A 26,076-nucleotide genomic window follows, 5' to 3' on the forward strand; every position below is an offset into this window, starting at 1 on the left:
CCACCGACCCCGCTCGTGACGAACCCGCCACGCCGAAACCCACCCACGATCAGCCACGCGCGGAATGCAGGGCTAGCGTCGGTCGAGGTGGACCGGACGGTCCGCCGAGTCCACCGGCACCGCAGGAGCGAGCGTGCACCTCCCAGCGCCGGAGCCCGGGCCGGACAGGGCAGCCCGACCACCGGTACGCGACCCGGAGTCCCCCCGCCGGGTGACGCTGCTCGAACTCTTCTTCGACCTGGTGTACGTGGTGGCGCTCGCGCTCATCTCGCGGGCATGGTCACCCAGCTCGACTGGCACCGCGCCGGACAGGCGTTGATCCTGCTGGCCGCCGTTCGGTGGACGTGGGCGATCACCACCCTCGTCACCGACCTGTACGACCCGGAACGAACCGAGATCAAGCTGCTGATCTCCGCCGTCATGTTCGGCGCCCTGCTGATGACCACCGCGATCCCGGAGGCGTTCGGCGCACACGGCATCGTCTTCGCCGGCACGTACGTGGCCATCCACCTCGGGCGCGGGCTGTTCCTGATACCGGCCGTACGCCGCCAACCGCAGACCCAGCGCAGGGCGCTGCGCATCTTCGCCTGGTTCGCCGTGTCGGCGAACCCCTGGATCATCGGCGCGTTCGTCACCGGCGACGGCCGGATGGCGTGCTGGGCCGTCGCGCTGGCCATCGACTACATCGGCTTCCGGCTGGCGTACCCGGTCCCCGGCCTCGGGGTGGTGCCCGAGCCGCAGCGCAACGTCACGGCCGAGCACCTCTCCGAGCGGTACCAGCAGTTCTTCACCATCGCTCTCGGCGACGCCATCCTGACCATCGGCACCATGTTCAATCTGGCGTACACCAGGGCGCCGAACATCGCCTCGTTCGCGGTGGCGTTCGTGACCACCCTGCTGCTCTGGCGGATCTACGTCCACAAGTCCGGCCAACTGCTGCCGTCGGCCATCAAGATGTCCGGGGCGCCGAGCAAGTTCCTGCTCACCGCGCCGTACACCCACCTGCTGATGATCGCCGGGGTGGTGACCACCGCCTCCGGGATCGACCTGGTGCTGCACGACCACCCCGGTCGTCCGCCGCCGGCCTGGGTGGCGGTGATCCTCGGCGGCCCGGCGCTGTTCCTGGTGGGCCGGTCCTCGTTCGAGTACGAGGTGTTCAGCCGGGTGTCGCCGTCACGGGCCGGTGGCCTCCTCGCTCTGCTGACGATCTCGCCCGCCGCGATGTACCTGCCACCGTTGGCCGCCTCGTTCGGTGCGATGGTGGTGCTGGCCGGCGTCGCCTACGCGGACTACCGCCGCAGTCGCGGCAAGCCGCCGGAGTCCCCCGCACCGCCGCACTGAACCGGCGGCCGGTCACACCAACGCGCCCGCGTACCCCCGGGCCTGTAGCCGCTGTCCGGCGGTGTCGCCGAGGCGAACCTGGAGGCCCAGCGGCACGGCGGCCCGGCGGACGTCGTCGACGTGCAGCGAGCCGTGCCGGTCCACGGTGAGCACCGGCGGCTCCTCCAGCTCGCCGACCGGCGCGTGGAAGGAGAGCAGGGTCACCGAGGTGGTGAGGTAACCCGGGTAGGCGGCACGGGCCACCGCCTCGTCCGGGTGGGCGAGCACCACCAGGTCGTCGAGGTGGGCGAAGTCGGCGGCGAGCGCGCCGGCCTTCCAGTGCGGCGGCTCGTCGGCGGCCCCGGTGTGGTGCCGGGACCGGTTCGCGGACGTGATGTAGAGGTGGTCGGTGCCGGAATCGGCGAGCGCCCGCTCGAAGAACGAGTTGGACGGGCAGGTGAGACCGGGAGCGATGACCTGGGCGGTACGCAGGCCGCAGTCGACCTGGGTCAGGTGCTCGGGCAACCGCTCGGCGGCGGGCCCGCGGAAGCCGAACGGCCCGCCCCCGTAGAGGGCGTCCATCAGGGCCCGCACCCGGCCGACCGGCAACCGCGGCGAGATGCGGGACCAGTCGAACATCCCCGGGATCCGCCCGATCACGGTGGTGATGCTGCCGACCTGGTGAGCCGCACGGCCCTTGGCCAGGTTGACCCGGCGTACGGTGACCGGGTCCGGGCGGGCCACGAGGGCGTAGACGTTGGCGAACGCCACCGCGACGACCGCGCCGCCGGCGAGCGCGCGGGCGGCGACCGCCACGTCCTCGGGGCGGTCGATGTAGAGCGACGGTGTCGGGACGTCCATGGGTCCTCCTCGGCGGGCCGTGAGGCAGTTCTACGTCCGCTGCCCGCCGCGGCGGCCGGTCGGTCGGCGATCCGATAGCCGCCCGGCGATACGTGGTGCGGGCGGCCGATGCCGGCATCGGCCGGACGGACGATGCGATGGGGGCGCCCCGCGGTCACCGTTAGCCGCGCGATGCGATTGGGTACAACGCCTGCACCTCAGATCCACCACATTCCTTCAGGAGGCAGCGATGCGCGGCACCTCGATACTCGGAGTCATCGTCGTGATCTGGCTGGTGATCGGCGCGATCGCCGGCGGTCAGCGCGGGTACTACCGCGGCGACGACACCAACTGCGCCGAGGCAGGCACGATCCTGGTCACGATCGTGGCCGGACCGCTGAACTACATCGGGGCCAACCCCAAGGTCGACTGCAAGCTGCCCGAGCCGTCCAAGTAGGACCGAAGCCGTCCAACGGCCCGCGCCCGTGTGGGGCGCGGGCCGTTCGGTGTCCGGGGTTACCGGGTCGATCCCTCCGGCGTCCGGGTCACATGCCAGGAGCAGATCGAACAGACGGTATGACCACGAGCGGCAGGCAGTCCACCGGCATTCGGCCGTACAGGGACCGGAACGAGATCGTGCGGTGCCGGCGTCGGCCCGCGCGGGTGGTGGGGATCGACACCCCGCCTACGCCGTCCTAGGAGGCTGGTTCGGAGGTGCGGCGGCAGGTACAGGCAAGGCGCACGGGACGAGCACGCCCGCCCGGACGCTGTCCGGGCGGGCGGATGTGCTCAGGACGGATGACGCTGTCGGGCCTCAGCGGAAGCAGTGGGCGATGGGTACGGCGCTGCCCTCGCAGTTGGTCGGCTCGTTCTCGACGACGACGCTCTCATCGTCGAGCTTGACCTGGGCGTGCTGCGCGAAGATGCCGCCCGGCTTCACCGTGGCCGCGTTGTGGGTGACCTTGCTCGTGTAGAGCGCCACCGAACCCGCGGAGGCGTAGATGCCCCCGCCCTTGGACGTCGCGCCGACCGCCTCGTTGCCGGTCACGTCGCTGCCGCGCACGAGCACGTTGGACTTCTCGGCGTAGATGCCGGCCCCGATGCCGTGCGTGGTGTTGCCGGCGACCACGCTGTCGTCGAGGGGCAGCAGACCCTTGACGGTCGAGATCCCGCCGCCGTTGACGGTGGAGGTGTTGCCGCGAATGGTCATCTTGCGCATCACCAGCACCGCGTCGGAGTTGGCGGCGCCGCCGCCGACCTGTGCGGTGTTGTTCAGCAACTCGGTGTCGTACACCTTGGTCCGGGCCGAGAAGCTGGCCAGGCCGCCGCCCTGCCCGGCGCTGTTCTCGGCGAGCGTGCTGGTGTCCACGTCCGCCGCGCCCCGGTAGTTGCCGAGCCCGCCGCCGTACCCGTTGGCGCTGTTGTGGCGGAACTCCGAACGCTTGAGCGTCAGCACACCGCCGTTGAGCAGGCCCCCGCCCTTGCCCGCGGCGCCCGAGGCGCTGTTGCCGATGAACGTGGAGTCGGTGACCACCATGTTGCCGTCGTTGAAGATGCCACCGCCGCCGCCCTCGGGCGACAGCGACGTGCTCTGGGTGACGGTGACCCGTTCCACCACCGCCGTCGCGCCGTGCACGACGTGCACGCTGCCGCCCTCGATGGCCGAGCGACCGTTGTGCAGCTCGACGTCGCGCAGGGTCAGCTCGCCGCCGTCACGGACGGTGAAGAAGCGGAACGCCTCGGCCTGGGCGTCCCGGGCGATGGTCGCGCCGGCGCCGTCGATGGTGATGGGCTGGTAGATCACCGGCAGGCCGGCCGTGTCGTCGGCCGGGTTGTGCGGCGGGGCGTCGGCGTCCCCGGGGGTCTCTGCGGCGTCGGCCTGCTCACGGGCGTCACGAATCCCACCGTCGTACTGGTCGGTCTCGTGGAACGCCTCGGTCAGCGTGTACCGGCACCGGGGCGCGAGCCGCAGCTCCCCGCCGCCCTCCGCATTGGCCGTCACCAGCGCGGCCACCAGCTTCGCCGCGTCGCAGGGCACCTCGACCACGCCCCGCTTGCCGGTTCCCGGCGTCTGTGGCCGGGCCCGCTCGGCGTCGTCCCCGCCGCGCTCCGGGGTGGACCGGTCTCCGGACCGCCGGTCGTCGTCGCGATCGGCCGCGGAGTTCAACCTCCCGAGGACCGGGAGGGAGAGGTCACGGTCGGCGGCGGCGGCGACGCCGGCCGCCCCCACCACCAGGCTCCCCGCCAGCAGCCCGCCGGCTAAGAACCATCGGGACCGCCGTCGGGGTCGGGCTGGGCGGTCTCCTGGTCGGTACGTGGACATCCGGTGCCTGCCTTCCTGCGTATGTGCCATGACCACGCCACATCCGGGCGCGGGGGGCCGGACGTGCCGCCGACCACCAGAGGTCACGATATGACCGCAATACGGACAAGAAGGCGTGAACGTGAATAGTGCTGCCATTCATCTTCTTCGCCACCGTCGGCACCGGAGGGCGCGGTTACCCGCCGACGTGGATCCCGGGCCGACGCAGGGGGTCCGGCTCGGTACGGCGAATGATCTCCCGGACCACCGGCGGAGTGTCCCCCCGGCCGAGGATCAGGTAGCGCAGCAGGTGCGCGATCGGGCTGCCCTCCGACCACTCGAAGTGCGCGTGCGGGCGTACGCCGGTCGCGTCCCGCAGCGCCAGCAGGATCGCGGCGATCGCGTTCGGCGCGGCCGGGCTGCTGGCCCGCAGCACCCGGAAGCCAGCCACCTCGACGCCGTGCACCCGCAGCACCTGGCTGAACCCCGACGGGTCCACCACGTCGATCTCCAGGAAGAGCACGTCCGCCGCCCCGGGCACCGGGTTCATCCCCCGCTGCGCCCGCTCCTTGACCGTGTACTCCTTCATCGAGCCGCTCTGCCGCTTGTTCGCGATCAGGTGCAGCTGCCCGTCGTGGGCCAGCGACTCGGCGACGAACCGGCGGGCCGGCTCGTCGAACTCGATCCGCTCGGCGCGCAGCTCGGTGGTCCGGGTGATCCGGGAGATCAGCGACACCGCGATGATGCCGAGGATGAACAGCGCCGAGATGGTGATCCCGTCCGGCTGCTCGACGACGTTCTCCACCAGCGCGTACAGCAGCACCAGCGTCAGCACGGTGAAGCCGACGGCCCCGACGCGGTGGCGACGCCCGATCGCGGAGATGGTCACCGCCACCGCGCCGGAGACCATCATCGCCAGGATGCCCGTGGCGTACGCACCGGCCTGGGCGTTGACGTCGGCGCGGAAGGCGATCGTGATGGCGACGCTGACGACGGTGTAGACGATCACCACGGGGCGGACAGCCCGGGCCCACTCCGGAGCCATGCCGTACGAGGGCAGGTAGCGGGGCACGATGTTGATCAACCCCGCCATGGCCGACGCGCCGGCGAACCAGAGGATGAACACGCTGCTCACGTCGTAGACGGTGCCGAACACCTCACCGAGATAGGTGTGCGCGAAAAAGGCCAGCGCCCGCCCGTTCGCCGCCCCGCCCGGCCGGAACTCGGCGGCCGGCACGAGCGCCGTGGTCACGAACGTGGTCGCGATGAGGTACACCGACATGATCAGCGCGGCGGTCGTGAGCAACCGCCGGGTGTTGCGGATCCGGGCGGCCAGCCGGGCCTGCCGGTCCGGTCCGTCGGCCGCCACCAGGGGCATCATGCTGACGCCGGTCTCGAAACCGGACAGCCCCAGTACCAGCAGCGGGAACGCCAACACGGCGGTGAGCAGCACGTGGCCCGGTCCACCGCCGCTCGCCGTCAGCGCCGCCGTCCAGTCCGACACGATGGCGGGATCACCGACGATCCGGACCACCGCGACCACCACGATCACCGCGTTGAGCACGAGGAACACCGCCACCAGCGGGATCGCGACCACCACTGCCTCACGGAAACCGAGCAGGAACACCCCCCCGAGGACCAGCAGCAGCGCGACGGTGACCAGCACCGGGGCCGCCCGACCGTGCAGGGCGTCCGGCAGGTACGGGTTCTCCAGCAGGTGCACGGTGGCGTCGGCTGAGGACAGGGTGATCGTGATGATCCACGAGGTGGCCACGAACCCGAGCAGCACGAGTACGAAGATCTTGCCCCGCCAGAACGGCAGCAGTCGCTCCAGCATCGCCACCGAGCCCTGCCCGTGCGGGCTCTCCTGGGCCACCCGCCGGTACATGGGCAACATGCCGAACAGGGTCAGCGCGACGATCAGCAGGGTCGCCAGCGGGGACAGCGCGCCGGCGGCCACCGCCGCGATGCCCGGCAGGTACGACAGGGTGGAGAAGTAGTCCACTCCGGTCAGGCACATCACCTGCCACCAGGCGTGCGTGCGGTTCTCCCCCTCGGCCGTCTCCGGGCCCGGCGGCTGCACCTGGTGCTCGAACAGCCACCGGCGCAGCGGGCTGGCCGGGGGCGCGGAGCGGGCCGGACTGTCCACGCGCTCGGGCACCACGACACCCTGGCGACCACCATGGTGCGGCCGGGCCGGGTCGCGGGCGGCGCGCAGCGCCGGGTCCGGCCCGGTCGGCGTGTGGCGTCGTCCGCCCCAGCGTCGCGGTTTCGCCCGGTGCTCGTCAGCCATCGCCCGTCCCACCCTCGCAGGTCCTGATCCGACCGTAGGTGCCAGCCGACAGCCCGAGCGGCGGAACCGGGTAGCTGGATGCCCTGCTCAGGGCAAGTCCGCGCCGGTGGGCGGCCACAGCGGGGCCGCCGCCTCGACGCTGACCGACGGGCGACGGCGTTCGCCACCGGTCGCCCGGGCCGGTGGACGACACGCGGCGGCGATGCGGGTAGGGGCTGCTCTCATCGCGCACCCGGCCGGGCGGCAGGCCGCGAAACCGGGCCGCCCGGGCGCAGAGGGCCGGGCGGCGCGGGACGAGGTCGGGCGGCGGGACGGCGCCGGGCCAGGACGGTCATGGCGCGGGCGTACCCGGAACGGGCCGGCCGACACCCCCGGATGTTCCGTGCCCGCCGCCTACCGGCGTCCCCTGACGTTCCGCGCCCGCCGCTCCCCCGTCGCCGGCCGGCACCCCCCGGGCCGGCCAACGACGGCAGACGGTCGACACCCCCCCCGGGCCGACCGGCTGACTCCCGGCCGCCGCCGGTGGGAACCGGCCGGCTGCGCGGGCAGGTGGAGCGGGCGGGGCGGAATGCGTCCCCGCGCTCCGCCGCCCCCACGGGCGGAGCGCGGGAACCCCCCGTCCCGGCTACTGCAGGAACGCCCCGAGGGGCGAGAGCAGCAACCGTCCGAGCGCCGCGGCGTTGTCGTCCAGCCGCGTACGCTCACACTCGCGGGCGTCCGGATCGTGCCGGCACCGCCAGATCTTCTGCGCGTTCCGCCAGGCGACATCGCGGGTGTACTCGACCAGTTCCCCCTGGTACCAGTCGTCGATGTCGCCGTTGAGCATGTCAATGAGCAGCTGCCACCGCTCCAGGTAACCCCGACGCAGACCGGGGATCTTGTCCGCGAAGATGTTGTTGATCTCGAGGTAGTCGTGGTGCTGGTCGGTGCCGTCGACCGGCTCCGACTCCAGGTGGTCGAACGTCGTCACCAACGCGAACGGCAGGTCGAAGTTGATGTGCGCGTTCACACCTGCCGCCGCCGACGGCAGGGGGCGCGCGTCGGGCCCGCGCATCCGCTCGAACAGACACGACCAGGCCTTCGGCGTGCCCGGGCTGGAGTCGGTCCAGAGCCGCAGGGCGTCGAAGTAGCGGGCCGCGAACTCGACGTCCAGGCGGGAGAGGAACGCCGGATCGACGAAACGGTCGTCGTACAGGCCGTCCAGCACACTGCTGGTGATCGTCAGGTAGAGCTTGTTGAAGTCGGCGAGCGGGCAGCTCGCCTCCAGCGGAGGCAACCGCACCAGCATGTCCTGGAGTTTCGTGAGATGGTCGACCACCGCCGGCACGTCCGCCGGGTGATCGGCGAGCAGGTCGGCGATGTCCCGGTGCACGGGCCCCCAGACGGGTTCGGTCATCTCTCCTCCATGATGGTCGTGGCGCCCCGGCGCCGTCGACGGGGCACAGCCTCTCAGCTGGCAGCCGCCGCCGGGATCAGTAGAACGACGTATCCCCGGCGCACACCGGCGCCGGGGATACGTAGGGGTGTCGTCAGCCGCGCGCGTTGCGCAGGTGGATCGCGCTGGCCTGCACACGGGTACGGACCTGCAGTTTGTCGAAGATGTGCGACACGTGCACGCCGATGGTCCGCTCGCTGATGAACAGCCGCTGCCCGATCTCCCGGTTGGTCAACCCCTCGGCGACGAGCGCGAGCACCTCCCGCTCCCGCGCGGTGAGGGTCGCCAACTCGTCGTCGGGCAGCTCGACCGACCCGGTGACGCGCGTGCCGTCGGCGGTGTCCCGTTCCTCAAGGGACACCCGGGCGCGCCCGGCCAGCTCCCGGATCTCCGAGGTCAGCGGCACCGCGCCCAACCCCTGCGCCACCCGGTACGCCTCCCGGAGCAGCTTGCCCGCAGTGGCCACCCGGCTACGCCGGGCCAGCAGGGCCTCGGCCTGGCGCAGCCGGGAGTACGCCGCCGGGTAGGGGTGGTTACGTCGGTCCCACTCGGCGACCGAGGCGGCCCACAGCTCCGGATCACTACTGTCGAGGCGGCTCACCTCGGCGGCGCACAACGCCAGGAAACCGTCCACCACCGATCGCACCGGCCGGGCCGCGGACGCGCTCTTGCGCGCGACCCGCTCGGCCACATCACGCAGGCGACGTGCCGCCGTCGGGTCCACGTCGACGGTGCGGCTGGCGTGTGCCTCCGCCTCGGCGCGCAGCCCGTGCCACACCAGCGCGGACAGGATCGTCACGTCGTCCGAACGGCTCTCGGTCAGGCCCCGCTGGACGGCCTGCCGCGCCACGTCGTGCCGGCCCTCCCACATCGACAGCCCGGCGCGCAGCGTGAGCAGCGGAATGACGTGCCGCGCCCCGCCGCCGGCCAGCACGGTCGCCACCGCTTCGAGATCCCGGTCGGCGGCGGCGATGTCGCCGTAACCCACCGACAGCCGGCAGCGGGCCAACAGCAGCTCGACGGCGTCCGCGCCGGACGGCCGGTGCCGCAGCGCGGCGGCGACCACCTTCTCCGCCTCGGCCCACTGCCCCACCCGGAACAGCCCGTTCGTGGCGATGGCCAGCAGTCGGGTCTCCCAGGTACGCCCCAGACCCAGCTCGGCGACCCGCTCGGCGCCCCGACGGGCCACCACCACGCCCTCTTCGAGGATGTTGAGTGGCCCGGTCAACAACTCCGCCAGGTGCAGGTACGCACAGGCCACGTCCTCCGGCTGGCCGGCGCGTTCGGCGGTCTCGAGGGCTTGGCGCATCACCGCCAACCCGGCGTCCGGGTCCTCCAGGTACGCGTCGCTGAAACCGAGCGCCGAGCTGGCCAGCACCACCTCGGTCGTCGAACCCTCCACCTCGGCGGCCAACGCCAGCGCCTCCCGGGCGCGCCGGCCCGCGTCGGCATACCGACCCAGGTGCAGCAGCAGCTCGGCGAGTCGCGCGGCGGCGGTGGCCCGGTCCCGCGGCGAGCAGTCCGCCGCGTCCAACGCCCGCTCGTACTCCTTCTCCGCGAGGGCGGAGCGGCCCGCGGCGGCCAGGTAGCGCGCCCGGCGGATGTGTAGCGAGCATTTCGGCCCGCCACCCCGGACCGCGGCCAGCTCCTCCAGCAGCGCCAACGCGCGGGCGTGCTCCCCGCAGTGGTGGGCGGCCTCGGCCGCGTTGCCGAGCAGCTCCACCCGGTCCATCTCCGACGAGCCGGAGTCACCGGCCAGCTGCAACGCGGCCGTCCAGTGGCGGTGCGCCTCGGCGTACCCGTGCAGTCGCTCGGCCTCCTGCGCGGCGCCCACCGCGGCGGGCAACGCCCGGGCGGGCTCGCCGGCCAGCCGCCAGTGGTACGCCAGCCGGGCCTGGTGCAGCTCTCCCGGCGCTGCGGTCAGCGCCTCGGCGTAGCGGCGGTGCAGCCCGGAGCGCTCGGCCGGCAGCAGCTCGTGCGCCAGCACCTCGGCGACGAGCCGGTGCCGCAGCCGGTAGCCGTCGTCGGCGCCGACCAGCAGTCGGTGCGCCACGGCGGCACGGGCGGCGTCGATCAGCTCGTCCTCCGGCAGGCGCAGCACCTCGGCCAGCAGCCAGTGCTGCACGGGCTCGACACCGGCGGCCACGGCGTGCACCACGGCGTGCGCGTGTTGCGGCAGCGCGTCGACCCGGTCGAGGAAGATCTCGCGCAGCGTCTCGGACAGCCCGTCCCGCCCGTCGCGCAGGTCGCGGGCCAACTCCTCGATGACGAACGGGTTGCCGCCGCTGCGCTGCCAGACCTGCTCGGCCGCCTCGGCGGGCAACGCCCGGCCGACCACCGCGGCGGCGAGCTGCTCGGTGTCGGCACGGTCCAGCGGGGACAGGTCGAGCACCCGCACCGTCCGCAGCCGGCGCAGCTCCGTGAGGACCCGGCGCAGCGGGTGCGCGCCCTGCAACGATTCGGCGCGTACCGCGGCCAGCACCGAGAGTTGCAGGTCACCGAGGCCGGCGAGCAGGTAGAGCAGGAGTTGTCGGGTGCTGCGGTCGACCCACTGGAGGTCGTCCAGGATCAGCACCAGCGGTCGCCCCTCGGCGATCAGGTGCAGCCCTCGGGAGACGCGTTCCAGCAGGGTGCCCGCGCCCTCCGGACCACCGGTCTCGTCGGCGAACACCTGCAACAGCCCGCGCACCGCCGAGGAGGTGCGCGCCTGTGCGGAGGACAGGTCGGCGTCGAAGCGTCGCAGCGCCTGTAGCAACGGATGCAGCGGCGAGGCGTCGCCGATGTCCAGACAACTGCCGGTCAGGACCAGCGCGCCCGTCTCGCGCAGTCGGACGCCGATCTCGCCGAGGAGACGGGTCTTGCCCACACCGCTCTCGCCGGTCAGGAAGACGGCGGCCGTCTGTCCCTGTGCCACGTCACCGATCAGCGCCGACCGAACCGTCTGCACCAGCTCGGCCCGGCCCACGAGCGGTGCGGTGTCCACATCGCTGGCCATGCAACGCAGCCTAATCACACGCCCCCGACCGTTCTACGGCCATCTGCCGCTTGTGGTACCTCTCGCGTCGACATTGCGACTAAAGGTTGCGTGTGGCCGACATACGTCGTTCTGCCGATCCCCCGTCAGCCCAGGAATGCCAATCTCCGAGGGTCGTCAGCCCATCACCTGGGAAGGACGGGTGTGCCACCCATGGTCACTATCGTCGCGGACACAACGCGGACCGACCGCCCACACTGGCCGGTGCCCGAGGAACGACGGACAGTCACCGTGCTCTTCGTCGACATCGTCGGCTCCACCGCGCTGGTCGACCAGCTCGACCCGGAGGACATCCGTGCCCTGCAACGGGCCTACTTCGAACGGGTCGCCGCCGTGCTGCGCCGCTGGCACGGTGTGGTCGAGAAGTACGTCGGCGACGCGGTGATGGCACTGTTCGGGGCACGGCACTCCGACGGCTTCGACGCGTACCGGGCGGTGCGGGCGGGGCTGGAGATCCAGGCCGCGCTGGACCGCCAGCCGATCCTCGGCGACATCACCCTGCGGGTACGCGTCGGCATCGCCACCGGTGAGGCGGTGGTCGAGCTGGGTGAGGCGGTCAGCGGCGGCCACGGCGTGGCCAGCGGCGCGGTGATCACCACCGCGGCCCGCCTGCAGGGCTACGCCGCACCGGGTGGCGTCGCGCTGTGCGCGGCCACCGCGCGGGCCACCGCCGGCCTCATCGCCCAGCGTCAACTCGCGCCGATGCCGGTGGCCGGCCGGTTGGCGCCAATGCCCGTGTGGCACGCCACCGGTGTGACGCGCCCCAGCGCCGACCGGCACGACGGCCCGTTGATCGGACGTCGCCGCGAACTGGCCGGCATCGGCGACCAGGTGATGCGGGCCCTGCACGAGCACGAACCGCGCTGGGTCTCCCTCGTCGGCCCGGGCGGCAGCGGCCGCAGCCGACTGCTGCACGAGCTGAGCCGGACGCCGCGCACGGTGGACGGGGTGCCGGTGCGCTGGTGCGTGGTGGGCTGCCCGCCGTACCCCGATCAGGTGCTCGCGCCGGTCGCCGAGCTGGTCCGCGTCATGGCGGGCATCCGGCCGGGCGACGGCCCGGCGGCGGCCCACGACCGGCTGGTCGACGCCCTGACGCCGCTGTACGCGCCCGATCACCTCGCGGAGGCGGTGCTGGCGCTTCGGCGGCTGCTGACGGCCCCGGACGCCTCGGCCGAGGCGCTGGCCGTCGCGATCTGCCGGGATACCCTGCTGCGGCTGGCCGCTCACCGACCGCTGGTCGTTGCCGTGGACGATGTGGACCGTGCAGCCCCGGCCGTACACCGCTTCCTGCACGACCTGTTCGCCGCAGCCACGGTGCGCGGCGTGCCCCTGGCCGTGCTGACCGTGCACCAGCCGCAGTGGGCCGACACCCGACCCGGGCCGGCCCGGCGGGTGCCGATCCGGCCGCTGGCCACGGTGCAGTCCGGGCAGCTGCTGCGCCACCTGCTGACCCGCGCCGGGCAGCCGGTGGCCCTGGTCGACCGGCTGCTGCCGCTGGTCGGTGGTCGACCCGGGCACGCCGCCGCGTACGTGGCGTCGATCCTGGCGGGGGCGGACCCGGCGACGCTGCCCGAGCCGGTACGTCGCAGCACCGGCGCCGAGCTGGACCGGTTCGACGGCGAGCGCCGGGCGGTGCTGATGGCCGCCGGCACCCTCACGGGTGTGCTCTCCGGCCCGGCCATCGACCGGGCGCTCGGTTGGCTGCCGGGGCGGTCCACTCCCCTGCTGCGTGCCCTCGTCGTCGCCGGGCTGCTGCGCGACGACCGCGCCAGCGGGTACGCGTTCGTCGCGCCGGCGCTGCGTCAGGTCGCCGCCGAGCGCCTTCCCCACGCGATGCGCGCCGTGCTCACTCGGCGGGCCGCCGCGATGCCGGCCGCCGACGCCACCAGCGACCTCCGCGCCCGCCCGGCGGTGTCGCCACCCGCCGGTCGGCTCGCGGCGCAGCGGCGCGTCCGCACCCTCGCGGGGCCGGCCACGCCCGCCGCGCGGACATCCGACCGCGCGTCAACCCTCCGCCGCCTGCTCCGCACACCCTCGACGGCTCCCCCGCCCGCCGTGCCGACCCGCCCGGTCGGCCGCGCGCCGCTCCCCCGTCGACTGCGAGCGGTCACGGCCGCGGGTGACGTGCCGCCGACCAGGACGGGCGCGCCCATGCCCGTCGGCCGGACCCGGACGTCGATCCGCACCGGCGGCGCGGACGCCGGGACCCGATTACCGGTGCCGTTCCCGGCGGGCGACCTGGCCGTCCCAGCCTGACGGCGGCAGCGCAGGCGTAGGCGGCCGGCGGCAGCGTGGGCCAGCGTGGCCTCGGTGGCTGACGCCCTGGAGCGTCTGCGCGTGGCGACCACCGAGCACATGGCCCTGGAAGAGTCCGAGATCCTGCCGCTGGCGCAGCGCTACGTCACCGCGGCCGAGTGGGCGAAGCTCGGTGAGCACGGATTGAGCGACACCCCCAAGAAGGACCTGCCGCTGATCTTCGGCATGGCGATGTACGACGGCGACCCCGCAGTGATCAAGGCGGTGCTCGCCTTGGACACTTTCCGTTAGCTGCGAACGGAAACTGTCCAAAATCTCGCGAAAATCGACCACGCCGACGAGGGGGCGGCGTGGTTCCGGGCGCCAACCACCGCCGGCGAGCTGGGGGGACGGCGGGCGACGGGCGACGCGGCGGACGCTGAGCCGGGGCCAGCGTGGGGCAGGGACGCCACCGAGACCGCGTGCCAGCGCCGGGCAGCGACGCCGCCGACCCGGGACCAACACAGGGCACGAGCCCGAGGCCAACGCCGGGCAGCGACGCCGCCGAGACCGCAGGCCAGCGCGCGGTCAGGTATCGGCCAGGAAGGCCAGCACGCGGGGCCAGGCGGCCGCAGCGGCGTCCGGGGCGTACTCGGTGAGGGCCGGGTCGGTGAACAGGTGGCCCACGCCGGAGTAGCGGAACACCGTCAGGTCGACGCCGGCGGCGGTCATCGTCCGCTGCCAGTCGTCGACCTCGTCCGGCGCGTCGTACGGGTCCGGGTCGGCGACGTGCAACTGCACCGGCAACCCGGGCCGGGCCGCGTCGGGCGCGCCACCGGTCCCGTGCAGCAGGAGCAGGCCGGCGGCGTCGGGACGCTCGGCGAGCAGCGCTCCCGCGACGCCGGCGCCCATTGAGAAACCGGCGAGGACCGTCGGCGGCGGCAGGTCGCGCAGCGCCGCGCGGGCCCGGTCGAGCACCACCTCGTGGCCGATCTTGTCGAGCAGCGCGAAGCCCTCCTCGACGGTGTCGGCGGCGGGCACGCCGTACAGGTCGGGGGTGGTGACCTGGTGCCCGGCGGCGCGCAACCGGTCGGCGGCGGCACGGACGGCGGGCCGCAGCCCGTACACGGAGTGGAACAGCACGACGTGTCGCATCCGGTCATCGTGCCGCAGTCGGGCCGCCGACCGGCGGGGGCTCGCGGGGGCGGGGTCAGACCAGCGCCGCGAGCCGGGCCACCAGGGCCACCGGCGGGGGCGTCGCGGCGATCTCCTGGCTGACCTGCACGGCGGCGGTACGCAGGGTCTCGTCGGTGAGTAGCCGGGTCAGCGTGTGCGCGGTGATGTCGGCGGGGCGGGACGCGAGGCCCGCGCCCCGGCGGGCCACCAGTTCGGCGTTGTGCCGCCGGTCCCCCGGCCCGACGGTGGCCAGTTGCGGCAGTCCGGCGGCGAGGGCGCCGAGCGCGCTGCCCGCTCCGCCGTGGTGGACCAGCGCCGCGCTCGCCGGCAACGCCTCGTCGAGCGGGATCCAGTCGACCACCCGGACGTTGGCGGGCAGCGGCCGGGCGGTCGTACGCCGATCCGGTCGGACCAGCACGATCTCGGCGTCCACCCCGGGCGCGACCGCGACCACGGCGGGCATCGGGCCCCGGTCGCCGGGGCCGGTGAGGGTGCTGCGGGTGACCAGGATCCGGGGTCGCCGACCCGGCTCGCGCAGCCAGGCCGGCAGCTCACCGCCGCCCACGTAGGAGGTGTGGCGCATCGGCCAGCCCTCCTGGCTGACGATGCTGGGCGGCGCGACGGCGAGGGCGGCGGCCGGGGCGGGCAGCTCGGTCAGGCCGTGCCGGCGCAGCGCGGCGCCGAGTCGGGCGACGGTGGCGCGGACCAGTTCCCGGCCGTCGAAGAGGCTGTTCTCCTGCCGCACGGCCGGCACGCCGAGCCGCGCGGCGGCCACCGCGCCGGCGACCGCAAACGGCTCGTGCAGGACCAGGTCCGGTTGCCATTGCGCGGCCAGCCTGACGACGGGATCGGTGAGCTGGTCGTTGAGCGCGCCGAAGAGCAGACCCGCACCCCGGGTGCCCGCGGTTCCCGCCAGCTCGGCGCGGGCGACCAGCGGATGGCGGGGGAAGACCCGCAGCGCGATCCGGCCGAAGGCGAAGCCCGGTGCGATGTCGTGTACGGCCAGGCCGGCGTCGGCGGCCGCCAGGCCACCGCCGCCCGTGGCCACCAGCACGTCGTGGCCGGCGTCGCGCAACGCGACCGCCAGCGGCACCAGCGGGAAGGCGTGCCCGACCAGCTGGGCGGAGACCACCAGCACACGCATGGCGGCGATCCTATGTCGACACCAGCGGTTCCGACGTCCCGCCGATCGGACGGGTCAGCCGGCCCGCCGCTGGTCGACGATGCGGCGCATCTTGCCCATCGACCGCTCCACCGCGTCCGGGGCGAGCACGTCCACCGCCACGCTCACCCCGATCGTGTTCTTCACCAGCTCCACCAGGGTCACGCCGGCCCGCTCGGCGGCGTCCACGGCCGCGTCGGCGCGCCGCTCGACCCGCACGGTGAGGGTGTCCAGCCGGCCCCGCCGGTCGAGGACGCACTGGAAGTGCGGCGAAAGCTGCGGCGTACGCAGGATCAGCTCCTCGATCTGCGTGGGGAAGACGTTCACCCCCCGCACGATCATCATGTCGTCCGTCCGGCCGGTGATCTTCTCGATCCGCCGCATGGGACGCGCGGTGCCGGGCAGCAGCCGGGTGAGATCGCGCGTGCGGTAGCGGACCACCGGCATCGCCTGCTTGGTCAGCGAGGTGAGCACCAGCTCGCCCTGCTCGCCGTCGGGCAGCACCGCGCCGGTGACCGGGTCGATGATCTCCGGGTAGAAGTGGTCCTCCCAGAGGTGCAGCCCGTCCTTGGTCTCGACGCACTCGGTGGCCACGCCGGGGCCCATCACCTCGGAGAGTCCGTAGATGTCCAGCGCGTGGATGTCCAGACGCTGCTCCATCTCGCGGCGCATGTCCTCGGTCCACGGCTCCGCGCCGAAGATGCCGACCCGCAGCGAGGTGCTCCGTGGGTCGACGCCCTGCCGCCGCATCTCGTCGATGATGGCGAGCATGTAGCTGGGTGTGACCATGATGATCTCGGGTTCGAAGTCGCGGATCAGCAGCACCTGCCGCTCGGTCATGCCGCCCGAGACGGGGATGACCGTGCAGCCCAACTCCTCGGCGCCGTAGTGGGCGCCGAGGCCACCGGTGAAGAGCCCATAGCCGTACGCGACGTGCACCCGGTCTCCGGGTCGTCCGCCGGAGGCGCGGATGGACCGGGCCATCAGCCGGGCCCAGGTCCGCAGGTCGTCGCGGGTGTAGCCGACCACGGTGGGTCGCCCGGTGGTGCCGGAGGAGGCGTGCAGTCGGGCGACCTGCTCCCGGGGTACGGCGAACATGCCGAACGGGTAGTTGTCGCGCAGCTCCGCCTTGCCGGTGAACGGGAAGCTGGCCAGGTCGGCGAGGTCGCGGCAGTCGTCGGGGTGCGCCCCGACGGCGTCGAAGGCCCGGCGGTAGTGCGGCACGTTGTCGTACGCGTGCCCCAACGACCAGCGCAGTCGCTCGCGTTGCAGGGCGCGCAGCTCGTCGACGTCGGCGCGCTCGATCGGCTCCAGCTCCTCCGGTGAAGGGGTGCGGTCCTGCATCGCGTGCCTCCTTGGTGCGGCGGTCCCGGTAGGGCTGCCGGTACCGTACGCCCGCAGCCGTGCGGCTGACGCGCCGATCAACGCACGGCTGGCAGCCGGTGCAGGGCGTCAACCAGCGGCGCCAACTCGGGGGTGGCCTGCGCCTCGGCGAGCGCGTCGGTGAGCACCCGGTCGTGGGTGGGCCGGGCGCGGTCCGCCCTCACCGCCGCCGGCTTTGCCGAGGTCGGCACGGTCTGGCGAGGCGGCACGGACGCCGCCGTCGCAGCCATCCGCTGACCCGGCCGGGCCCGGACGCCACCGCCGATGAGCCGGGCCCGGACGCCACCGCCGGTAGCCGCGCCCGGACGCCACCGCCGGTGACCCATGCGCGGACGCCACCGTCGGCGGCAGTACGCTGGGAACCCGTGGCAGAGCCGCTGGACCCGCGCACCGACCCCGACGTCGACCTCCGGGTTCCTGCCGACCCGGGCGAGCTGGCCGCGCACCCCGCGACGATCCTCGCCACCATCGCGGCCGGCGGCCTGCTCGGTGCGCTGGGCCGCGCCGGCCTGCAACAGCTCGCCCCGCACGGGCCGGCCGGCTTCCCGTGGGCGACCTTCGGCGTCAACACGTCCGGCTGCCTGTTGATCGGCGCGCTGATGGCGGTGCTCGGGCACCTCGGCGGCGGGCACCCCCTGGCCCGCCCGTTTCTCGGCGTCGGGATTCTGGGTGGCTTCACCACGTTCTCCACCTACGTGGTCGACATCCAGCAGGCGCTGGTCGCGGGCGCTCCGGGCACCGCGCTGGCCTACCTTGCCGCGACGCTGCTCGGGGCGCTCGTCGCGGTCGGGCTGGGCGACACCGTCACCACCCGCCTGCTGCGCCGCGAGGCGGCCCGATGACCGCCCGACTGGCACGCGGGCGGAGCGACCCGATGACCGCCCGCCTACTCAACGACGACGGTACGGCCCGATGACAGTCCTGTTCATCGCGCTCGGCGCGGCTGTCGGCGCTCCGCTGCGCTATCTCACCGACCGGGCCGTGCAGTCCCGGCACACCTCGGCCTTCCCCTGGGGCACCTTGACCGTCAACGTGGTCGGCTCGCTGCTGCTCGGCGTCCTCGTCGGCGTACCGGTGGGCGCGGCGGTGAGCGCGCTGCTCGGGACCGGGTTCTGTGGGGCGCTGACCACCTACTCGACGTTCAGCTACGAGACGCTGCGGCTGACCAGGGGCGGCCACCGGCTGCTCGCGCTGGCCAACGTGGCGGGCAGCGTCGCCGCTGGGCTCGCCGCGGCCAGCGCCGGCTACGTCCTGGCCCGCGCCCTGACGGGCTGACCTCGACCTCACCGGCGCGCCCCGGACCAGGGGCCGCACCCGCATACTCTCAGGGTATATACGCGAGGTATACCCCAGTGCAGTCTCCCGGCATGAGCGTGCCACTGACCCTGCTCGGACTCCTCGAACGAGAGCCCAGCCACGGATACGACCTGAAGCGCGACTACGACGCCTTCTTCGGCCGAGGCAAGCCACTGCCGTTCGGCCAGGTCTACTCCACCCTCAGCCGCCTGGCCCGCGATGGCGAGGTGGTGATCAGCGACGTCGCACCCGGCTCCGGCCCCGACCGCAAGCGCTACGTCATCACCGATGTCGGCGCGACCGAGGTCGAGCAGTGGCTGACCCAGCCGGTCGACCCGGAGCCGCACCTGCAGACGGTCCTCTTCGCCAAGGTCGTTCTCGCGCTGATGCTGGACCGGCCGGCCGCCGGTTACCTCGACACCCAGCGCAGCGCGCACCTGCACCGGATGCGCGAGCTGACCGAGGTCAAACGCTCCGGCACCCTGGTCGACGTGCTGCTCGCCCACCACGGCCTGCACCACCTGGAGGCAGACCTCCGGTGGATCGAGATGACCGGCGCCCGCCTGGACGCCCTGCGCAAGGAGGTGCGACCATGAGCGTCGTCATCGAGGGCCGCGACGTGACGTTCGCGTTCGGCCAGACGCCCGCCCTGCGCGGCGCGAGTGTCTCCGTCGAGGACGGGGAGATCCTCGCCGTCATGGGCCCCAGCGGCTCGGGCAAGTCCACTCTGCTGCACTGCCTGGCCGGCATCCTCGTGCCCGACTCCGGCGAGGTGCTCTTCGACGGCGGGCGGATCGACACCATGTCCGAGAGCGGGCGCAGCGGTCTGCGCCGCGACCGCTTCGGCTTCGTGTTCCAGTTCGGCCAGCTCGTCCCCGAGCTCACCGGACACTCCGACCTGCGCTGGGCCGGGCGCACCGACACGATGGATATCGTCTACGCCGAACGCAAGCCCTGAGGACGGGGACCACCCTCCCGCCATATCCAACATATACCGCATGGGGGGACTTGCGGCAAGGCCCCCGGCGTACCGCAGAATGGCCCGTCCAAGGCCATGACCTGCGGAAACGGGAGCCATGAAAATGAACGTGTCGTCGGCGGCGGCCAGCGTGTTCGACCTCCCCGAGAACCGTGCCGCCAAGGCCGACCCGGCACTCGTCGCCCGCGACGAGCAACACTTCGCCGTGATCGCGGCGAGCCTTCAGCGGTCGATCGCCGACCTGTCCGACCGCCTCGACGCCGAGCGCCGGGCACCCGCCGGCAAGGGTCGCCAGGCGGTCGTCCGGGACGAGGAGGTCCGCCGGTTGAGCGCTCGCCTGCGCGCCCTGCGCCGGTTCGGTCTGGACCTGTGCCTCGGCCGCATCGTCCACGCGGACGACCCCGAGCCCGTCTACATCGGACGATTCGGCCTCACCGACGACGACGGTCGCCGGCTGTTGCTCGACTGGCGCTCCCCCGCGGCCGAGCCGTTCTTCGGAGCGACGCACGCCAACCCGATGGGCCTGGTGAGCCGACGCCGGTACCGCTGGACCCTCGGCCGGATCAGCGACTACTGGGACGAGGTGTTCACCCCGGACGGGTTCGAGGGGCACGCCGCGCTCGACGACCAGTCGGCGTTCATCGCCAGCCTCGGCGGCAACCGGTCGGCCCGGATGCGCGACGTGCTCGGCACCATCCAGGCCGACCAGGACGCCATCATCCGGGCCGGATCGGGCGGCGCGCTCGTCGTCGACGGCGGTCCGGGCACGGGCAAGACCGTCGTCGCCCTGCACCGCACCGCGTACCTGCTCTACTCCGATCCGCGCCTTCGGCAGCGCCGCGGCGGGGTGCTGTTCGTCGGGCCGCACCAGCCCTACCTGGCGTACGTCGCGGACGTCCTGCCGAGCCTCGGCGAGGACGACGTGCAGACCTGCACCCTGCGGGACCTCGTGCCCCAGGGTGCCTCGGCGGGCGTCGAGACCGACCCGGAGGTGGACCGTCTCAAGTCCTCGGCGGACCTGGTACGGGCGATCGACGCGGCCGTTCGCTTCTACGAGGAGCCGCCGACGACGGCGCTGACGGTCCCGGCCGGCGACACTGACATCCGGCTGAGCGCGGACGACTGGGCCCAGGCATTCGAGGCGCCCGGACCGGGCACCCCGCACAACGAGGCCCGCGACGAGATCTGGGAGGAGCTGCTGAACATCCTGCTCGGCAGGTACGACGGCGACGAGCCGGACGAGCGGGTACGCGCGTCGCTGCTGCGCGACGCGGAACTCCGTACGACGGTCAACCGGGCCTGGCCGCTGCTCGACGCGGCCGACATCGTCGCGGACCTGTGGTCGGTGCCCGCCTACCTGCGCAGGTGCGCGCCGTGGCTCGGCCCCGACGAGGTCCGCCGGCTCCAGCGCGCCGACGCCCGCGCGTGGACGATGTCCGACCTGCCGCTGCTGGACGCGGCACGGCAGCGGCTCGGCGACCCGGAGGCGTCGCGGCGTAGCCGCCGTCGCGAGGCCACGATCGCCGCCGAGCGGGCCCGCATGGCGACGGTCGTCGACGAGCTGATCGCGGCACACACCTACGACGACGGCGAGGGCGTGCTGTCGAGCCTGCGCCAACTGGACCTGCAGGACGCGCTGGTCGACGAGGCCGTGCTGCCCAGCGTCGACGCGGATCTGCTGGCCGGCCCGTTCGCACACATCGTCGTGGACGAGGCGCAGGAGCTGACCGACGCGCAGTGGCAGATGCTCCTGCTGCGCTGCCCGTCGCGCAGCTTCACCATCGTCGGGGACCGCGCCCAGGCGCGGCACGGATTCACCGGGTCGTGGCGGGAACGACTCGCACGCGTCGGACTCGACCGGGTGACGCTGACCTCGCTGACCATCAACTACCGGACGCCCCGGGAGGTCATGGCGCAGGCCGAGCCGGTCATCCGGGCCGTACTCCCGGACGCGAACGTGCCGACCTCGATCCGCGGCAATGGAATCCCGGTCACCCACGGATCGGTGCGCGACCTGGATGCGATCGTCGACGGCTGGCTCGCGGAGCACGCCGACGGGATCGCCTGCGTCATCGGCGACCCCACGTTCCGGCCGGCGACGAATCGCGTCCGGTCGCTGAGCCCGGAGCTGTGCAAGGGGCTGGAGTTCGACCTGGTCGTCCTCGTCAACCCGGAGACGTTCGGCGCGGGCATCCAGGGGGCGGTCGACAGGTACGTCGCGATGACGCGCGCGACCCAGCGGCTCGTCGTCCTCACCGGGCCCTGACCTCGTAGGCTGCCGGGCGTGTCGACAGACGTGCGGGAGGCGGCGGCGCACAACAATGCGCAGTGGTGCGACGCCGTGTGCGCCAGCCACGGGCTGGTCGGCCGGATCGACGCCGAGGCGTGGTCGGTGCCGCACCGCTCCCCACCCTGGTATCCCGACGCGGTCACCCTGCGCCCCGGCGTCGCCCCCGAGGCGTTGCTGGCGCGGATCGACGCCGGGGCCGGCGCGTCGGTGAAGGACAGCTTCGCCGACGTCGACCTCTCGACGTACGGGTTCCGGGTGCTCTTCGACGCGCAGTGGATCCACCGCCCGCCCACCGACCCGCCGGCCGGCCCGCCGCTCACTCCGGTCACCACGCCGGAAGGGCTAGCGGCCTGGGCGGACGCGCACGGCGGTGGGGAGCTGTTCCGCCCGGCGCTGCTGGCCGACCCGCGCATCCGGGTGCTGGCTCGTTTCGACCAGCGGGGCGCGGTCGTCGGCGGGGCGGTGGTCAGCGGCGACGACCCGGCCGGCGTCTCCAACCTGTTCTCCCACACCGACGACCCGGACGAGATCTGGCACGCGATTCCCGTCACCCTGCCCGGCGTACCCCTGGTCGGCTACGAGTCCGCGCCCGACCTGCCCGCGGCCCACCGAGCCGGCTTCCTCCCCGCAGGCCCCCTGCGCGTCTGGATCCGATGATCATGAGGTTGTCGGCGCGACACGCCGGCATCGACGGCGATAACTTCATGATCACCGGGAACAAGGGTCACCCCAGGCGGGTCAGGTCCTCGGGGGTGAGGCATAGGGCGGCGGCGGCGATGTTCTCCACCAGGTGTGCGGGGTCGCCGGTGCCGGGGATGGCGAGCACGTGGGGGCCCTGGTGCAGGGTCCAGGCCAGGCGTACCTGCGAAGGGGTGACGCCGTGGTCCCGGGCGACCGCCTCGACGGCCGTGCCCGGCGCGGCGGTCGCCCCCGCCTCCCGAGAAGTTCCGGCCAGCGCGAAGAACGGCACGTAGGCGATCCCCCGCGCACCGCAGTTCTGGACGAAGGCGTCCTGCTCCCGGTACGCGTCCACCCCGTAGTTGTTCTGTACGCAGACCACGGGCGCGATGCCGGCCACCTCGTCAAGCTGCTCGGGCCGGACGTTGGACAGCCCGAGATGCCGGATCAGCCCGGCGTCACGCAGCTCGGCCAGTGCGCCGAACCTCTCGACCAGCGGCACCGCGCCAAGTCCCCGGCCGAGCCGCAGGTTCACCACGTCGAGCTGGTCGCGGCCGAGGCGACGCAGGTTCTCCTCGACCTGCGCGCGTAGCTGCGCGGGAGTGACCGCCTCGGTGAACCCAGCCACCGGGTCGTAGCCGAAGCCGACCTTGGTGGCGATCACCAGATCCTCGGGGTACGGGGTGAGGGCCACCCGGATCAGCTCGGTGGCGTACCGGGCCGCGCCGGTGCCCACCCGCAGCGCCCCGCCGGGCGAGACGTAGAACGCGGCGGTGTCGATGTGGTTGACGCCCAACTCCACGGCGCGGCGCAGCAGCGCGAGCGCACGCTCGCGGTCGGGGTTCGCGGTGATCCGCATCGAGCCGAAGCCCATCCGGTACACCGTGCGGTCGCCCAGGGCCCCGGTGCCCGCCGCGGCGGCGGTGATCTCGTCGGTTGGCATCGGGCGACCGTAGCCAGCGCGGGCGCGCGGCGCACTCGGCCGCGCGCCCGATACCGCCGCGCCGCGACCCGGGTTAGTTTGGTTGTGCTGCCGGAGCCTGCTCGGCGGTGGCGCCCTCCGGCGATGCCGGAGTGTCCTCGGCGGCGCGCGGCGGGCGCAGCGCCGGCACCAGCGCCAGCGTCGGCAGCAGCAGCAGCGGCACCACCAGCAGCGCCCGCAGGACGCCGACGTGATCGCCGAGCAGCCCGAGCACCGGCGGGCCGCCCAGGAAGGCCGTGTAGCCGATCACCGCGACCACGCTGACCCGTACCGCCGCGTGCGACTCCTCGTCGGCGGCCGCGCTCATGCCGACGGGGAAGCCCAGCGACGCGCCGAGCCCCCACAGCGCGACACCGACGATGGCCACCGGCCCCGAGCCGGCCAGTACGGCCAGCGCCGCGCCGACGGCGGCGAGCAGGACCGTGCCGCAGAGCACCGGCACCCGGCCCCAGCGGTCCAGCGCGACCGTACCGGCGGTGCGACCGAGGGTCATGCCGACGACGAACACGCCGAAGACCGCAGCCCCGGCCGCCTTGCTCAGGTCCCGGCCGTCCACGAACGCGACGGCCAGCCAGTCGTTGGCGCTGCCCTCGGCAAACGCCGCCACCAGTACGAACAGCCCGATCAGCAGGGTGCGTGGCTCGCGCCAGGCGGCAAGCTGGGCCCGGCGGCGGACGGCCGCGCTGGTGTCGGTCGACCCGTTGGCCGCGTCGACGACCGGCTGGGGCAGGAATGCCCGGGAAGCGAACACGGTGCCGGCCAGCACCACCACGGCCACCACGGCGAGGTGCGCGCCGACCGGCACGTCCAGCCGGGCCGCGCCGGCGCCGAAGCCCGCGCCGGCCACCGACCCGAGGCTCCAGGCCGCGTGGAAACGGGGCATGACGGTACGCCCCAACCGCCGCTCCACCGCTGCGCCCTCGACGTTCATCGCCACGTCACAGGCGCCGGAGCCGTAGCCGAAGGCGACCATCCCCAGCGCGACGACGGCGGCCGACCCGGCGACCGTCGCGCCCAGCCCCGCCAGAATCAGGCCGACCGCGACCAGCACGGTGGAGAGAGTCACGGTGCGGGCCGAGCCGAGGCGCTGGGAGAGCAGCCCGGACGTCGGCATGGCGAGCAGCGCGCCGACGCTCATCGCGAGCAGCAGCAGCCCGAGGCGGCCGGCGGACAGGTCCAGCGCCTCCCGGACGGCCGGCACCCGGGAGAACCAGCTGCCGACGGCCAGGCCGTTGAGGGTGAAGGTCAGGGCGACGCCGTTGCGGGCGAGCCGGACGACCCGCGCCGGCACGGTGGCGACCGGGGCGACGGCGGGACTGGTGGGGGCGCTCACGGGTGGTCCTCTTCCTTGGGGTGATCTCCTGGCACGATCGCACACCTGAGAGCGCTACCACCACAAGCGGCCCACCGCCCCTTACCGGCAGCCCGCAGGTCGGGGGATGATTCCTGGCAGGCGTACGCCCGCCCGGGCGGGCGCCGGAGGAGGGCACGATGACGGCAGCGGCGCACCGGCCGGCCACGCTGGAGGACGTCGCCCGGGCGGCCGGCGTGTCCCGGTCCACCACTTCACGGCGGCGCGTGGCCGGGAGGCGGCCGGCGAGGCGCTGCGCCGCTGGCCGGACGTCGACGCGATCTACGCGATCAGCGACGAGACGGCCCTCGGCGTGATCGTGGCGCTGCGCGAGGACGGCGTGCGCGTACCCGGGGATGTCGCGGTGGCCGGTTTCGACGACATCCCGCTGGCCGGTATGACCGCGCCGGCGCTGACCACCGCGAGCCACCCCGTGGGCCGGATCGCCGCCGCGGCGGCCGCCGCCGTGCTGGCCGGTCGTCCGGGAGCGCCGGTGACGCTCTTCCCGTCCGCGCTGGTGGCGTGCGACAGCACCTGAGCGCCCCGCCGGTTAACGGGCGGCCGGCCGGGTAACCGCCTCGCACCTCTCGTCGACCGCGAGGAGCTGGTGGCCCGTGTCCGACCCCGCGCCGCCGAGCCGAGGGCCCGCGCCGGGCTCCCGGGACGGCCGGTTGACCACTCGCCCGCACCCGCCGGTGGTGACCGGGCCCACCGGTCTCGTGCCGCTGCCCGGCGGCGACGGCGGTAGGCCGGCGATGGCGTACGTGCCGGAGCCGCCCGCCGACCGCGCCCCCTACCGGCTGGTGGTGCTGCTGCACGGGGCGGGTGGTTCCGCCCGGCACGGACTGGACCTGCTGCTGCCGGTCGCGGACGCGCACCGCCTGCTGCTGATCGCCCCGCAGTCGTCGGCGACCAGTTGGGACCTGATCGCCGGTGACTTCGGGGTGGACGTCGGGCACATCGACGCGTTGCTGGCCAGCGCGTTCGACGGCTACCCCGTACGCGGCGTGACGCTGGCCGGTTTCTCCGACGGTGCCTCGTACGCGCTCTCGCTGGGCCTGGCCAACGGCGACCTGGTCGACGCGGTGCTGGCCTTCTCCCCCGGCTTCGCCGCGCCGCCGGTCATCCGCGGGCGACCACGGGTCTTCGTCTCGCACGGGGTGGACGATCGTGTCCTGCCCGTCGACGTGTGCAGCCGCCGCTTCGTGCCGCACCTGCGCGGCCTCGGCTACGACGTCACCTACGAGGAGTTCGCCGGCGGCCACGACCTCCCCGCCCCGATCCGCGTGGCTGCCACCGCCTGGCTCACCGGATGACCGG

23 protein-coding genes and 1 pseudogene are annotated in these 26,076 nt (G+C 73.6%); 13 read left to right on the plus strand and 11 right to left on the minus strand.

Annotated features, from left to right (window positions below; genetic code table 11):
• Nucleotides 1-133: 133 nt before the first annotated feature.
• Nucleotides 134-319: a hypothetical protein gene (locus tag ACLQ24_RS14870; protein WP_425892077.1), complete on the plus strand. Its 186-nt coding sequence runs from the start codon at nt 134-136 to the stop codon at nt 317-319.
• Nucleotides 277-1,341: a low temperature requirement protein A gene (locus tag ACLQ24_RS14875; protein ID WP_425892079.1), complete on the plus strand. Its 1,065-nt coding sequence runs from the start codon at nt 277-279 to the stop codon at nt 1,339-1,341. Before ACLQ24_RS14870 ends, ACLQ24_RS14875 begins: the two co-directional genes overlap by 43 nt.
• A gap of 12 nt (nt 1,342-1,353) precedes the next feature.
• Here ACLQ24_RS14875 and ACLQ24_RS14880 read toward each other — a convergent pair whose 3' ends face one another.
• A complete protein-coding gene (locus tag ACLQ24_RS14880) occupies nt 1,354-2,181 on the minus strand; it encodes a hypothetical protein (protein WP_425892080.1) in 828 nt (275 codons plus the stop codon).
• Nucleotides 2,182-2,410: 229 nt separating this feature from the next.
• Between ACLQ24_RS14880 and ACLQ24_RS14885 the strand changes: the two genes are divergently transcribed.
• The gene (locus ACLQ24_RS14885; RefSeq protein WP_425892082.1) at nt 2,411-2,617 is read left to right on the plus strand and encodes a hypothetical protein; all 207 of its coding nucleotides are present in this window, start codon (nt 2,411-2,413) and stop codon (nt 2,615-2,617) included.
• 357 nt (nt 2,618-2,974) lie between these two features.
• On the opposite strand, the gene ACLQ24_RS14890 is transcribed toward ACLQ24_RS14885, so the two are convergent.
• From ACLQ24_RS14890 to ACLQ24_RS14905, 4 genes are all read right to left on the minus strand, one after another.
• Nucleotides 2,975-4,483, minus strand: a complete 1,509-nt coding sequence (locus ACLQ24_RS14890) for a hypothetical protein (protein WP_425892084.1) — start codon at nt 4,481-4,483, stop codon at nt 2,975-2,977.
• Between the two features lie 175 nt (nt 4,484-4,658).
• The gene (locus ACLQ24_RS14895) at nt 4,659-6,755 is read right to left on the minus strand and encodes an amino acid transporter (protein WP_425892085.1); all 2,097 of its coding nucleotides are present in this window, start codon (nt 6,753-6,755) and stop codon (nt 4,659-4,661) included.
• 625 nt (nt 6,756-7,380) lie between these two features.
• Complete coding sequence (locus ACLQ24_RS14900; protein ID WP_425892087.1) at nt 7,381-8,151, minus strand: DUF5995 family protein; 771 nt, start codon at nt 8,149-8,151, stop codon at nt 7,381-7,383.
• 133 nt (nt 8,152-8,284) lie between these two features.
• Complete coding sequence (locus ACLQ24_RS14905; protein WP_425892088.1) at nt 8,285-11,185, minus strand: helix-turn-helix transcriptional regulator; 2,901 nt, start codon at nt 11,183-11,185, stop codon at nt 8,285-8,287.
• A gap of 192 nt (nt 11,186-11,377) precedes the next feature.
• On the opposite strand from ACLQ24_RS14905, the gene ACLQ24_RS14910 reads away from it, so the two are divergent.
• Both ACLQ24_RS14910 and ACLQ24_RS14915 read left to right on the plus strand, forming a co-directional pair.
• On the plus strand, nt 11,378-13,480 hold the full coding sequence (locus ACLQ24_RS14910; protein WP_425892090.1) for an AAA family ATPase: 2,103 nt from the start codon (nt 11,378-11,380) through the stop codon (nt 13,478-13,480).
• A gap of 54 nt (nt 13,481-13,534) precedes the next feature.
• Nucleotides 13,535-13,771 (plus strand): hypothetical protein, encoded by a 237-nt coding sequence (locus ACLQ24_RS14915; protein ID WP_425892092.1) that lies wholly within the window; start codon nt 13,535-13,537, stop codon nt 13,769-13,771.
• Nucleotides 13,772-14,047: 276 nt separating this feature from the next.
• On the opposite strand, the gene ACLQ24_RS14920 is transcribed toward ACLQ24_RS14915, so the two are convergent.
• The 4 genes from ACLQ24_RS14920 to ACLQ24_RS14935 all read right to left on the minus strand — a co-directional run bounded on the left by ACLQ24_RS14920 (nt 14,048) and on the right by ACLQ24_RS14935 (nt 17,506).
• Nucleotides 14,048-14,614, minus strand: a complete 567-nt coding sequence (locus ACLQ24_RS14920) for a dienelactone hydrolase family protein (RefSeq protein WP_425892094.1) — start codon at nt 14,612-14,614, stop codon at nt 14,048-14,050.
• Nucleotides 14,615-14,669: 55 nt separating this feature from the next.
• Nucleotides 14,670-15,779 (minus strand): nucleotide disphospho-sugar-binding domain-containing protein, encoded by a 1,110-nt coding sequence (locus ACLQ24_RS14925; RefSeq protein ID WP_425892096.1) that lies wholly within the window; start codon nt 15,777-15,779, stop codon nt 14,670-14,672.
• A 54-nt stretch (nt 15,780-15,833) separates the two neighbouring features.
• A complete protein-coding gene (gene paaK / locus ACLQ24_RS14930) occupies nt 15,834-17,141 on the minus strand; it encodes a phenylacetate--CoA ligase PaaK (protein WP_425892098.1) in 1,308 nt (435 codons plus the stop codon).
• A 77-nt stretch (nt 17,142-17,218) separates the two neighbouring features.
• Entirely contained in the window at nt 17,219-17,506 is a 288-nt protein-coding gene (locus ACLQ24_RS14935) for a hypothetical protein (protein WP_425892100.1), read from the minus strand.
• 39 nt (nt 17,507-17,545) lie between these two features.
• On the opposite strand from ACLQ24_RS14935, the gene ACLQ24_RS14940 reads away from it, so the two are divergent.
• The 6 genes and pseudogenes from ACLQ24_RS14940 (at nt 17,546) to ACLQ24_RS14965 (ending at nt 22,402) form a co-directional block, all read left to right on the plus strand.
• On the plus strand, nt 17,546-18,022 hold the full coding sequence (locus ACLQ24_RS14940) for a fluoride efflux transporter FluC (RefSeq protein WP_425892101.1): 477 nt from the start codon (nt 17,546-17,548) through the stop codon (nt 18,020-18,022).
• Between the two features lie 70 nt (nt 18,023-18,092).
• On the plus strand, nt 18,093-18,455 hold the full coding sequence (crcB, locus tag ACLQ24_RS14945) for a fluoride efflux transporter CrcB (RefSeq protein WP_425892103.1): 363 nt from the start codon (nt 18,093-18,095) through the stop codon (nt 18,453-18,455).
• Between the two features lie 92 nt (nt 18,456-18,547).
• A complete protein-coding gene (locus ACLQ24_RS14950) occupies nt 18,548-19,072 on the plus strand; it encodes a PadR family transcriptional regulator (RefSeq protein ID WP_425892105.1) in 525 nt (174 codons plus the stop codon).
• A pseudogene (locus ACLQ24_RS14955) lies at nt 19,069-19,362 on the plus strand (ATP-binding cassette domain-containing protein); the annotation flags it as partial. The gene ACLQ24_RS14950 and the pseudogene ACLQ24_RS14955, both read left to right, overlap by 4 nt.
• A 196-nt stretch (nt 19,363-19,558) precedes the next feature.
• Nucleotides 19,559-21,721: an RNA polymerase recycling motor ATPase HelR gene (gene helR, locus ACLQ24_RS14960; RefSeq protein WP_425892107.1), complete on the plus strand. Its 2,163-nt coding sequence runs from the start codon at nt 19,559-19,561 to the stop codon at nt 21,719-21,721.
• Nucleotides 21,722-21,739: 18 nt separating this feature from the next.
• Nucleotides 21,740-22,402, plus strand: coding sequence for a hypothetical protein (locus ACLQ24_RS14965; protein WP_425892109.1), 663 nt, complete (start codon nt 21,740-21,742; stop codon nt 22,400-22,402).
• A gap of 67 nt (nt 22,403-22,469) precedes the next feature.
• On the opposite strand, the gene ACLQ24_RS14970 is transcribed toward ACLQ24_RS14965, so the two are convergent.
• Together ACLQ24_RS14970 and ACLQ24_RS14975 are read right to left on the minus strand one after the other, a co-directional pair.
• Nucleotides 22,470-23,366 (minus strand): aldo/keto reductase, encoded by an 897-nt coding sequence (locus ACLQ24_RS14970; RefSeq protein ID WP_425892110.1) that lies wholly within the window; start codon nt 23,364-23,366, stop codon nt 22,470-22,472.
• Nucleotides 23,367-23,439: 73 nt separating this feature from the next.
• Nucleotides 23,440-24,738: an MFS transporter gene (locus ACLQ24_RS14975; RefSeq protein WP_425892112.1), complete on the minus strand. Its 1,299-nt coding sequence runs from the start codon at nt 24,736-24,738 to the stop codon at nt 23,440-23,442.
• Between the two features lie 106 nt (nt 24,739-24,844).
• Between ACLQ24_RS14975 and ACLQ24_RS14980 the strand changes: the two genes are divergently transcribed.
• Nucleotides 24,845-25,294: a substrate-binding domain-containing protein gene (locus tag ACLQ24_RS14980; RefSeq protein WP_425892114.1), complete on the plus strand. Its 450-nt coding sequence runs from the start codon at nt 24,845-24,847 to the stop codon at nt 25,292-25,294.
• Nucleotides 25,295-25,370: 76 nt separating this feature from the next.
• The gene (locus ACLQ24_RS14985) at nt 25,371-26,072 is read left to right on the plus strand and encodes an alpha/beta hydrolase (protein WP_425892115.1); all 702 of its coding nucleotides are present in this window, start codon (nt 25,371-25,373) and stop codon (nt 26,070-26,072) included.
• Nucleotides 26,073-26,076 lie beyond the last annotated feature (4 nt).

Origin of the sequence: Micromonospora sp. DT4 (genome assembly GCF_049841675.1) — a bacterium.
Classification (GTDB): domain Bacteria; phylum Actinomycetota; class Actinomycetes; order Mycobacteriales; family Micromonosporaceae; genus Micromonospora.

Bases quoted from the DNA above. Each gene is read 5' to 3' on its own strand.
- ACLQ24_RS14875 (WP_425892079.1), top strand. From the start codon at position 277: ATGGTCACCCAGCTCGACTGGCACCGCGCCGGACAGGCGTTGATCCTG.
- ACLQ24_RS14880 (WP_425892080.1), bottom strand. From the start codon at position 2,181: ATGGACGTCCCGACACCGTCGCTCTACATCGACCGCCCCGAGGACGTG.
- ACLQ24_RS14885 (WP_425892082.1), top strand. From the start codon at position 2,411: ATGCGCGGCACCTCGATACTCGGAGTCATCGTCGTGATCTGGCTGGTG.
- ACLQ24_RS14890 (WP_425892084.1), bottom strand. From the start codon at position 4,483: ATGTCCACGTACCGACCAGGAGACCGCCCAGCCCGACCCCGACGGCGG.
- ACLQ24_RS14895 (WP_425892085.1), bottom strand. From the start codon at position 6,755: ATGGCTGACGAGCACCGGGCGAAACCGCGACGCTGGGGCGGACGACGC.
- ACLQ24_RS14900 (WP_425892087.1), bottom strand. From the start codon at position 8,151: ATGACCGAACCCGTCTGGGGGCCCGTGCACCGGGACATCGCCGACCTG.
- ACLQ24_RS14905 (WP_425892088.1), bottom strand. From the start codon at position 11,185: ATGGCCAGCGATGTGGACACCGCACCGCTCGTGGGCCGGGCCGAGCTG.
- ACLQ24_RS14910 (WP_425892090.1), top strand. From the start codon at position 11,378: ATGGTCACTATCGTCGCGGACACAACGCGGACCGACCGCCCACACTGG.
- ACLQ24_RS14920 (WP_425892094.1), bottom strand. From the start codon at position 14,614: ATGCGACACGTCGTGCTGTTCCACTCCGTGTACGGGCTGCGGCCCGCC.
- ACLQ24_RS14925 (WP_425892096.1), bottom strand. From the start codon at position 15,779: ATGCGTGTGCTGGTGGTCTCCGCCCAGCTGGTCGGGCACGCCTTCCCG.
- paaK (WP_425892098.1), bottom strand. From the start codon at position 17,141: ATGCAGGACCGCACCCCTTCACCGGAGGAGCTGGAGCCGATCGAGCGC.
- ACLQ24_RS14935 (WP_425892100.1), bottom strand. From the start codon at position 17,506: ATGGGTCACCGGCGGTGGCGTCCGGGCGCGGCTACCGGCGGTGGCGTC.
- crcB (WP_425892103.1), top strand. From the start codon at position 18,093: ATGACAGTCCTGTTCATCGCGCTCGGCGCGGCTGTCGGCGCTCCGCTG.
- ACLQ24_RS14950 (WP_425892105.1), top strand. From the start codon at position 18,548: ATGAGCGTGCCACTGACCCTGCTCGGACTCCTCGAACGAGAGCCCAGC.
- helR (WP_425892107.1), top strand. From the start codon at position 19,559: ATGAACGTGTCGTCGGCGGCGGCCAGCGTGTTCGACCTCCCCGAGAAC.
- ACLQ24_RS14970 (WP_425892110.1), bottom strand. From the start codon at position 23,366: ATGCCAACCGACGAGATCACCGCCGCCGCGGCGGGCACCGGGGCCCTG.
- ACLQ24_RS14980 (WP_425892114.1), top strand. From the start codon at position 24,845: ATGATTCCTGGCAGGCGTACGCCCGCCCGGGCGGGCGCCGGAGGAGGG.